Below are 9,721 nucleotides of genomic sequence, written 5' to 3' on the forward strand. Positions count from 1 at the left end.
CGTCGATTTTCGCGCCGAGCGTGGCATACACCGTCGCCATTTCAAGACCAATGATGCCGCCGCCGATCACCAGCATGCGCTGCGGAATCTGGCGCAGTTCGAGCGCGCCGGTCGAATCCACTACGCGCGGATCTTCCGGAATGAACGGCAGCTTCACCGCCTCCGAACCTGCGGCGATAATCGCCTGCTTGAACCTGACNACCTTCTTGCCGCCCTCGGTCTGCACTTCCATGTGATTCGGATCGACGAAAGAGCCGGTGCCCGTCACCACTTCGACCTTGCGCATCTTGGCCATGCCGGCGAGGCCGCCCGTCAGCTTTTTGACGACGCCCGACTTGAACTCGCGCAACTTGTCGAGATCGATTTGCGGCTTTGCGAACGTGATGCCATGCGCGCCGAGCGCTTCCGCTTCGTCGATCACGAGCGCCGTGTGCAGCAGCGCTTTGGACGGAATACAGCCGACGTTCAGACACACGCCGCCCAGCGTCGAATGACGTTCGACGAGCACCGTCTTCATGCCGACGTCGGCCGAACGGAACGCGGCCGAGTAACCGCCGGGGCCCGAACCGAGCACGAGCATGTCGCACTCGATATCGCCCTTGCCAGAGAAGCTGCCCGCTTGCGGAGCCGCGCATGCGGTGGTGCTCGACGGTGCTCCCGCAACAGACGCCTCGTACGCCCTAATGTTTGTAGCTTCCAGCAGAACAATCAGCGTACCTTCCGAAACTTTATCGCCAACCTTCACATTCACTTCTTTAACGATACCGGCTTCCGCGCTCGGCACATCCATCGTCGCCTTGTCCGACTCCAGCGTGACGAGCGATTGCTCCTTCCGGACCGTGTCACCCGTTTTGACCAGTACCTCGATGACGGGAATATCGCTGAGATCACAGATATCGGGTACTTTGACTTCAATGAGAGTCATGAACAATCCACCTCTCGTTCAAAGAACCACGCGACGGAAATCGCTAAGCAGCGCCGCCAGAAACGCATTGAAACGCCCAGCTTCCGCCCCGTCGATGACTCGGTGATCCCAGGATAGCGACAGCGGCAGCGTGAGACGCGGCACGAACTGCTTGCCGTCCCAAACCGGCTTCATCGCTCCACGCGACAGACCGAGAATGGCGACTTCGGGCGCGTTGATGATCGGCGTGAAATGCGTGCCGCCGATCCCGCCGAGCGATGAAATCGAGAAGCAGCCGCCTTGCATCTGATCCGGCTTTAGCTTGCCGTCGCGTGCGGCCTTCGACAGATCGGTCATTTCCTTCGCGATCTCGACGAGACCCTTCTTGTCGGCGTCGCGAATCACCGGCACCACCAGACCATTCGGCGTATCGGCGGCAAAACCCACGTGGTAGTACTGCTTGAACACGAGGTTGTCGCCATCGAGGCTCGCGTTGAACGTTGGGAATTTCTTCAGGGCCGACACCACGGCCTTGATCACGAACGCCAGCATCGTGATCTTCACGCCGGCCTTTTCGTTTTCCTTGTTCAACTGCACGCGCAGCGCTTCGAGTTCGGTAATGTCCGCTTCGTCGTTGTTCGTGACGTGCGGAATCATGACCCAGTTGCGATGCAGGTTCGCGCCGGAAATCTTCTTGATGCGCGACAGCGGCTTCGGATCGACCGGTCCGAACTTCGTGAAGTCAACTCTCGGCCACGGCAGCAGGTTCAGCTCGCCGCCGCCAGCCGCAGCCGGCACCGCGCGCTGAACGGTCATGACGCCCTTGATGAACGCGGCCACGTCGGCTTGCGTAATGCGACCCTTCGGACCCGTGCCCAAGACTTGCGTCACGTCGACGCCGAGTTCACGCGCGAACTTGCGCGCCGACGGCGAAGCGTGGCTGATGCGGCGCGTGCCGTCCTCGTCCGCCGGAATCAGTGGCGCTTGCGCGAGTGTCGACGGCGGGGCCGGTGCGGGCGACGGAGCGACCGGCGCATCCGACGACTTCGCTGTTTCGTGTTTCGCTGCCGGAGCCGGAGCCGGCGCGCCGCCTGCTGCGCCCTCCAGCACGACGATCAGCGAACCTTCCGACACGTTGTCGCCGACCTTGACCTTCACTTCCTTGACGACGCCGGCAGCCGAGCTCGGCACGTCCATGGTCGCCTTGTCGGATTCCAGCGTAACGAGCGATTGCTCTTTCTCGACGGTATCACCCGCCTTCACCAGCACCTCGATCACAGGAATGTCCATGTAATCGCCGATGTCCGGCACCTTAATCTCTGTAACATGCACCTCAATATTCTCCCAATGGCGGTTCGAAGCAGGGCCAACGACCTGTTTGCACTACGTCTCGTGAATGCATCAGTGTCCGCGCAAACAGCCAGGCACCACCGCTTCGCGCAGTCCTGGCCAGACTGACCTATCTCTCGAGGTCGCCTGAATTCATCAGCATGTCTGTCAAACCCGCACCTGCTCGAACCATAGGCCAAACGTTCTCCGATGCATCAGTGGCAAAATCCATGAACACGGTACGGTGTTTCATGGCAAGTGCTTCGCGCAACACGGGCTCGACATCGCACGGGCGCTCGATGCGGAAACCGACGTGCCCATATGCGCCGGCAAGCGCGACGAAGTCAGGCAACGCGTCCATGTACGAATGCGAGTACCGGTCGCCGTAGCTTACATGCTGCAGTTGCCGCACCATGCCCAGATAGCCATTGTTGAGTGAAACAATCTTGACTCCAAGTTCGTACTGCTTGCAGGTCGACAACTCCTGGATACACATCTGGATTGACCCGTCCCCTGTCACCGTAACCACGTCGGCATCCGGAAACGCACGTTTCACTCCCATGGCATAAGGCAGTCCCACTCCCATCGTTCCCAGGCCGCCCGAGTTGATCCATCGACGAGGCTTGTTGAATCCGTAGAGCTGCGCGGCCCACATCTGATGCTGCCCCACGTCGGAGCAAACATAGGCATCCCCTCCTGTCGCTTCCCAGAGCCGTTGGATGACGAACTGCGGCTTGATTACGTTGGCGTCCGGTTCGTAGGCGAGGCAACGCTTCTCCCGCCAGATCCCTATCTGACGCCACCAGTCGCTGCGATTTTCAGAATTGATACGCTGCTCTTCGAGCAAGGTCAGAATCGCCTGCGTCGCAGTCTTGACGTCCCCTACGATCGGAATATCAACCTGCACCCGCTTGTCGATGGTCGCGGGATCGATATCAACATGAATAATCGTCCTTCGGTCCGACCGGAAGTCGCTGGTATTCCCAATGACCCGGTCATCGAATCTCGCACCGAGCGCAATCAGCACATCACAATGCTGCATCGCCATGTTGGCTTCGTACGTACCATGCAGTCCCGGCATCCCTAAGCATCTGCTATCTGAGCCGGGAAACGCGCCGAGCGCCATTAACGTGTTTGTCACCGGTGAATCGAGTCGTTGCGCGAGCTCCGCGATTTCGTCGCTTGCACCGGAGGCGACCGCGCCGCCGCCCACGCAGATACACGGCCTGTGTGCGCGCGCGAGCGCCTGGGCCGCGCGGCGCACTTGGCCGATATGAGGATCTATACGCGGGCGATAGGATCGCAAGGAAACCGTTTCAGGGATGCACAATGGCGTCTTCGCCTGAAGTACGTCCTTGGGAATATCGACCAATACAGGTCCGGGACGCCCGGTGCGGGCGATGTGAAACGCGCTCTTTAATGTCCTCGCAAGTTGTGAGACGTCCAGCACCATAAAGTTGTGCTTCACGATCGACCGTGTGATCCCGACAGCATCACACTCCTGAAACGCATCGGTTCCTATAGAGTGTGTGGGAACATTGCCGGAGATCACCACCATCGGAATCGAATCAAAGTAGGCGGTAGCAATGCCCGCCACCGCGTTCGTCACGCCCGGCCCCGACGTCACCAGCGCAACACCCACCTTTCCCGTTGCACGCGAAAAGCCATCTGCTGCGTGCACGGCCGCCTGTTCATGGCGAACCAGTAAATGCGTGATATCGACCGTTTCCTGGAGCGCATCGTAAAGCGGCAGGACGGCACCGCCCGGATATCCCCAAACCGTATCAACCCCCTCTTCACGCAACACGGAGATGACAATCTGTGCTCCCGATGCATGGACTTTTTTGCCCGACGCGCCCGAAGGATCTGCCTTCGCGACCTGTTGCATCTCCGAACCCGCAATCTTCATTTTTAGCTCCACGTAGTGCGGATCACCGTTGCCACGGCGCGGCTCTGTGCTCGTCTCGGTTGCCATAGCGATCAACGGCCTGTCTAACGATATCGGCCGAGATTGCACCGTCGTCCGCAAGTGCTTTCAACGCAGCGATCGCGATCGAATTCCGATCGACTTCGAAGAAGGCTCGCAACGCCGCACGGGTGTCACTGCGCCCAAAGCCATCCGTACCGAGCGTCACGTAGCGGCGAGACACGTACGCGCGGATGAGTTCTGGCACGGCGCGTACATAGTCTGTCGCCGCGATCACGGGCCCGCTCGAGCTCGACAGCGCAGACGTCACATACGGAGCAGTGCTCTGATCCTCCACGAACAAACGCTCGATGCGCTCGGCTGCGGCGCCGTCTCGATGCAACTCGGTGAAACTCGTCACGCTCCACACCGATGCTTCGATATTCCAGTCTTCCTTCAAGATGCGCGCCGCCGCCTGCACTTCACCCAGAATCGCGCCCGAGCCGAGCAACTGGACCTGGGCCCGTTCGAGTGATGCCGCGTCAAGCGGATACATCCCCCTGAGCACGCCCTCGCGAACGCTTTCGATCGGTGCACCAGGGAGCGAAGCCTGCGCATAGTTTTCGTTCGTCACGGTCAGGTAATAGAATACGTCGCGCTGACGTTCGATCATTTCGCGCATCCCTTCGTCGACGATCATGGCCACCTCGTAGGCGAATGCGGGATCGTAGGCGCGGCAGTTCGGCACCGTCGAAGCCGCCAGATGGCTCGTGCCGTCCTGATGCTGCAAACCCTCGCCACCGAGTGTCGTCTTGCCCGCGGTAGCGCCAACCAGAAAGCCACGTGCCCGCTGGTCTGCGGCCGCCCAGATCAGATCGCCGATGCGCTGAAAGCCGAACATCGAGTAATAGATGTAGAAAGGCAGCATCGGAAGATCGTGCACACTGTATGAAGTTGCCGCCGCGACCCACGACGACACAGCGCCAGCCTCCGAGATACCCTCTTCCAGTATCTGTCCGCCGGTATCTTCGCGGTAGTAAAGCATCGAACCCATGTCTTCCGGCTCGTACAGTTGCCCGAGCGGCGAATAGATCCCGACCTGACGGAACAGGTTTGCCATGCCGAACGTGCGAGCCTCGTCGGCGACAACGGGAACAATGCGTGGCCCAAGCGACGCATCTTTCAACAGGCTACCGAGCATCCGCACGATCGCCATCGTGGTAGACATCTCTTTACCGTTGGCATCCAGCGCGAATTGCCCCCAGGCCGAAATCGCCGGCACGGTCAGGGTCTGCGACGCGGCTGTTCGTCTGCGGGGCAGATACCCGCCGAGTGCAACTCGTCGGGCATGCAGATACCGCATTTCCGGACTGCTATCCGCCGGCTTATAGAACCGCAGCTGCTCGACATCCTCGTCTGAAAGAGGCAAACGGAACCGGTCGCGAAACTCTTTCAGTTGCTCGACGTCGAGCTTCTTCTGCTGATGCGTCGTCATGCGCCCCTGGCCGATCGAGCCCATGCCGAAGCCCTTCATTGTCTTCGCGAGAATGACCGTGGGCTGGCCACTATGCTTCAGTGCCTTGTCGTACGCCGCATACAGCTTACGCACGTCATGGCCGCCCCGCCGCAAGCGGTCGATGTCGTCATTACTCAGATGGGCGGCAAGCGCCGCCAGATCCTCGTTCTGTCCGAAGAAGCGCTCGCGGTTGTAGGGGCCATCGTTGGCTGAGAAGGTCTGAAACTGTCCATCGACGGTATGCGCAAATGCGCGTAACAAGGCGCCGGTGCGATCGCGTGCGAAAAGGCCATCCCAGTCGGAGCCCCACACGACCTTGATGACGTTCCATCCCGCGCCCGTAAATTGCGCTTCGAGCTCGTCGATGATGCGACCGTTACTTCGCACGGGGCCGTCGAGCCGCTGCAGATTGCAATTGATCACGAAGACCAGGTTGTCGAGCCCCTCACGTGCCGCGAGCGACAATGCGCCGATCGATTCCGGCTCGTCCATCTCGCCGTCGCCGAAAAAGCCCCAGACCGTGCGACCTTCAGTCTTCAGCAGGCTGCGATTCTGCAAATAACGCATGAAGCGCGCCTGGTAAATGGAGTTGATTGGCCCGATGCCCATCGAGCCCGTCGGAAACTGCCAGAAATTGGGCATCAGCCAGGGATGTGGATAAGAACATAAGCCTGGTCCCGAGATCTCGCGACGGTAGTGCTCAAGATGCTCCTCGTTCAGGAAGCCCTCAAGAAACGCGCGCGCATACACGCCCGGCGACGAATGCGGCTGGAAGTAGACGAGGTCGCCACCATGCGCATCATTCGCACCGCGAAAGAAATGATTGAAACCGACTTCGAACAGATCCGCTGCCGATGCATAGCTCGCGATGTGTCCACCGAGTTCGCCATACGCACGGTTCGCCCGCACAACCATCGCGAGCGCATTCCAGCGTAACGCGGCGGCAAGTCGCTCCTCGGTATCGAAATCGCCTGGAAACGGCGGCTGTTGATCGACCGGGATGGTATTGGCGTAGGGCGTGATGTTCGCACGCGCCGTTGCAATGCCGCTTGACAACGCGTGCACGGCCAGGCGGTCGAAAACATACTGGGCACGCTCGAGCCCAACATGCTCCACCACGCCATCCAGTGCAGCGAGCCACTCGGCAGTCTCCTGCGGGTCGCTGTCGATACGGGTTTGAGTAAGGGCGAGAACGGGCTGAGCACCGCTAGATAAATCGGTCATGACAACTCCAGGCTGAACTGGGTGTGAATTCGTGAAACTCGTGAGGATCGTGGTAATCGAACGATGCAGTTCGACGGTGTGGCATAGAGGTTAGCTACGCTCTCACAAAATGTGCGTCTCTTTTCTTGACCGTCTCAGCTGCAAATAGGGTATAAATTCTTGCAATGCTGCCTCACATGAGATTTCCATACCATGACCTCCGAAACTAAGCTCTCCTCGCGTCGTTTGGACCGCACCGACATCGCGATCCTGCGCGAGTTGCAAGACAATGCGCGCATCACCAATGCTGACCTTGCACGCGCGGTCAATCTATCGCCTACCCCCTGCTTCAATCGCGTACGCGCTCTCGAAAAGCTCGGTCTGTTCCGGCAACACGTCACCCTCCTCGACGCTGGCGCGCTAGGGTTGCGTATCAACGTGTTCATTCAGGTCAGGCTCGAGCAACAGGTAGAAGACGCGTTACGCTGCTTCGAAAGAGAGATCGCTGACCGGCCTGAAGTGATGGAGTGTTATCTGATGACTGGCGATTCCGATTATCTGCTGCGAGTTGTCGTGCCCGATATGCAGAGCCTCGAGCACTTCATCGTGCAATGGCTTACGAAAATACCCGGCGTCTCGAACATCCGATCCAGCTTCGCGCTGAAGCAAGTGCGTTACAAGACGGCGTTGCCGCTGCCGACTCCAGGCCTCACACTCCCGAGCGGCGACGAAGTACCTCTGGAGTGGACCTGAACAGGCGGCAGCCAACGTCTGCTCGTCGACGGCAACGTGTTGCGCCTGACAACAACGCGTCGTGCCGGCAGATAGCCGCCCGCTCAAACAGGCATTGTATAAATCGCGAAGACACGAGTCCTTCCTAAGTACTGCTGGCGCGTATGCAATTGCATGGCTAGTCGAGGATGGACAGCATTCACCGAAGTCGCTTTCAATCAAGCAAGAATCTCGTGGATTGATAACTCTGCGGCCAATCCAGTATCGATCGCCCCAAGCCCTCTAATGGAATTAGAAGCGGCGCAGAAAGCCGGTAGTAACCGCGTCGACACCGAGTAGTGGCTGTCGTCCCGTGCGCAAACGAGCAAATCCAAACATCTCGATCGAGTTCCGTCAACGCAACGGCCAGCCAGCGCGCCGCGGTTGGTCTGGAACGCGAACGACAGTCCGTAGAGCAGGGCGGATCGACGAATACGGCACGATCGTCTGGGGACAGTACTTTGACACTCCTTCAACAGATCGCAAAAAAGACGCCTTGACCCGTTTGATCCGTTGCGGGTCAAAGGCCAAGACGGAGACCCAATTTTGACACGACAGACTAACCTGCCACTCAAGTCCTTCCAAGTTCGCCCAACGCAGCAATGACAGTGCGTCCGTCAGAACTTATGACGAATGCCAATGCGAGCCGCGAGCTGGTTTGAGTTGGAAGAGGCCGAAAGCGTGGGCAGAGCAGCCACAGCTGCAGTCACGCCGGTCCCCGTCGAACTAGCGGTATAGCCGCTTGCGTGCTGGTAGTCGGCGACGACATATATATCGGTGCGTTTCGACAGGAAGTAATCGACGCCGGCCATGCCCTGTTTATACCCGGGTGCCGAACTACCATTAATACTGCTACCCCGCAAGTAGTCGTACGCGATACCAACAAGAAGCGCCGGTGTGAATTGATATTTGAAATTCACTTCCACATTATTGAATGTGGCGGTTTGGCCCGCGAATGCCGACGCATATGATGACCCAAGCCCATAGAACTTCACGTTAGAATACGTTGCCCCAATCGTAGCAGCACCAATCGCGTATGCACCGCCCGCTCCAACAACCTGGTAGGTGTGCGCGGAGCTATATCCGCTATAGATCGGCGACGAGACGTTCGACGTGGTGGTGCTGACCGTGCCAGAGGTGGAATTGCCAAAGAAGGCGACATTCGGGTTGCGCACGTTGAGGTATGCAGCGCTCAGCAGAAGTGGGCCGTTAGCGTATCGACCAGCTACTGACCAGACCTGGTTCCGCGAGTAGTCTCCGGCAACGCCGCCAAGGCTATACACGGCGCCGAACGTAAAGCCGCCGTAGTTTGGACTCGCGTATTTGATTGCGTTGTTGGTGCGGTAAGAGTTGTTGAAGTTATCGATGTCGCCCGGACGTGCGCCCATTTGCGTTGACGTGAACCTCACTGCGTAGGAAGAGACGATGTTCTCATACCGCGCCCGCGCCCCACGTCCCCGATGAGGTACCGACACCTTTCCATTATTCTCTGCCCCCTCTACATCAATCGAAGCGAGGTTGCGTCAAGCGGCCACTCGTAGTGCACTTCCTGTTTGTACCCGTGAGAAGTCGTGACGATGACAGCGTTAGCGTCACGAGGCACAACTCCCTCATGCACCAATTTCTTGAGGCCACTCAGCGCCGAGGCACTTGAGAGTTCCACATACAAGCCGGCGCGAGCCAGCTCTACCTGATCTGCTCGAGCTTGCGTCTCGTCGATCGTGACAGCTGTCCCCCGGTCGTCCTCAGCGCTTCCATCGCTTGAAACGTGACAGTCCCGCCCCCGATGGAAACGAGGCCCGAATTTCCAGCGAACGTTGCACGCATATCCGCGCCGGCAAGTACACGCGTTATGCGCGGGAACGGCTCATCCGCAGCAGCACCTCGCGTCGTTCAACGGTACGCTGCAAGCCGACGCATACGGTGGCTACCAGGCCATCTACGAAACCGGGCGCGTCACGGAGGCGGCTTGCTGGGCACACGCCCGGCGACAGTTCTATGAATTGCACGCAGCGCGTCCCAATGCGTTGAACACCGAAGCGCTCGAGCGTATCGGCGCGCTATACAGGATTGAGGAGACGATCAGGGGCAA

At 59.1% G+C, this 9,721-nt stretch carries 5 protein-coding genes and 2 pseudogenes; 2 read left to right on the forward strand and 5 right to left on the reverse strand.

Features of this window, described 5'->3' with window-relative positions:
* From F759_RS0134400 to mdeB, 4 genes are all read right to left on the reverse strand, one after another.
* Positions 1–925 (reverse strand): FAD-dependent oxidoreductase (locus F759_RS0134400; RefSeq protein WP_027803777.1); only part of this gene is annotated, 925 nt, incomplete at its 3' end.
* 18 nt (positions 926–943) lie between these two features.
* Positions 944–2,236: a dihydrolipoyllysine-residue acetyltransferase gene (gene aceF / locus F759_RS39625; protein ID WP_274533511.1), complete on the reverse strand. Its 1,293-nt coding sequence runs from the start codon at positions 2,234–2,236 to the stop codon at positions 944–946.
* A gap of 127 nt (positions 2,237–2,363) precedes the next feature.
* Positions 2,364–4,121, reverse strand: a complete 1,758-nt coding sequence (gene ilvB / locus F759_RS0134410; RefSeq protein ID WP_036026068.1) for a biosynthetic-type acetolactate synthase large subunit — start codon at positions 4,119–4,121, stop codon at positions 2,364–2,366.
* A gap of 43 nt (positions 4,122–4,164) precedes the next feature.
* The gene (gene mdeB / locus F759_RS0134415) at positions 4,165–6,879 is read right to left on the reverse strand and encodes an alpha-ketoglutarate dehydrogenase (protein ID WP_027803779.1); all 2,715 of its coding nucleotides are present in this window, start codon (positions 6,877–6,879) and stop codon (positions 4,165–4,167) included.
* A gap of 192 nt (positions 6,880–7,071) precedes the next feature.
* Between mdeB and F759_RS0134420 the strand changes: the two genes are divergently transcribed.
* Positions 7,072–7,611 carry an Lrp/AsnC family transcriptional regulator gene (locus F759_RS0134420; RefSeq protein ID WP_027803780.1) on the forward strand — a complete coding sequence of 180 codons (540 nt, stop codon included), beginning with the start codon at positions 7,072–7,074 and terminating at the stop codon, positions 7,609–7,611.
* Positions 7,612–8,246: 635 nt separating this feature from the next.
* Here the strand turns inward: F759_RS0134420 and F759_RS39630 are convergent.
* Positions 8,247–9,068, reverse strand: a pseudogene (locus F759_RS39630) (porin); the annotation flags it as partial.
* A 429-nt stretch (positions 9,069–9,497) separates the two neighbouring features.
* Here F759_RS39630 and F759_RS0134430 point away from each other — a divergent pair.
* Positions 9,498–9,721: pseudogene (locus tag F759_RS0134430) on the forward strand (IS66 family transposase); the annotation flags it as partial.

This window comes from Paraburkholderia dilworthii (genome assembly GCF_000472525.1).
Classification (GTDB): domain Bacteria; phylum Pseudomonadota; class Gammaproteobacteria; order Burkholderiales; family Burkholderiaceae; genus Paraburkholderia; species Paraburkholderia dilworthii.

Bases quoted from the DNA above. Each gene is read 5' to 3' on its own strand.
- F759_RS0134420 (WP_027803780.1), top strand. From the start codon at position 7,072: ATGACCTCCGAAACTAAGCTCTCCTCGCGTCGTTTGGACCGCACCGAC.
- mdeB (WP_027803779.1), bottom strand. From the start codon at position 6,879: ATGACCGATTTATCTAGCGGTGCTCAGCCCGTTCTCGCCCTTACTCAA.
- ilvB (WP_036026068.1), bottom strand. From the start codon at position 4,121: ATGCAACAGGTCGCGAAGGCAGATCCTTCGGGCGCGTCGGGCAAAAAA.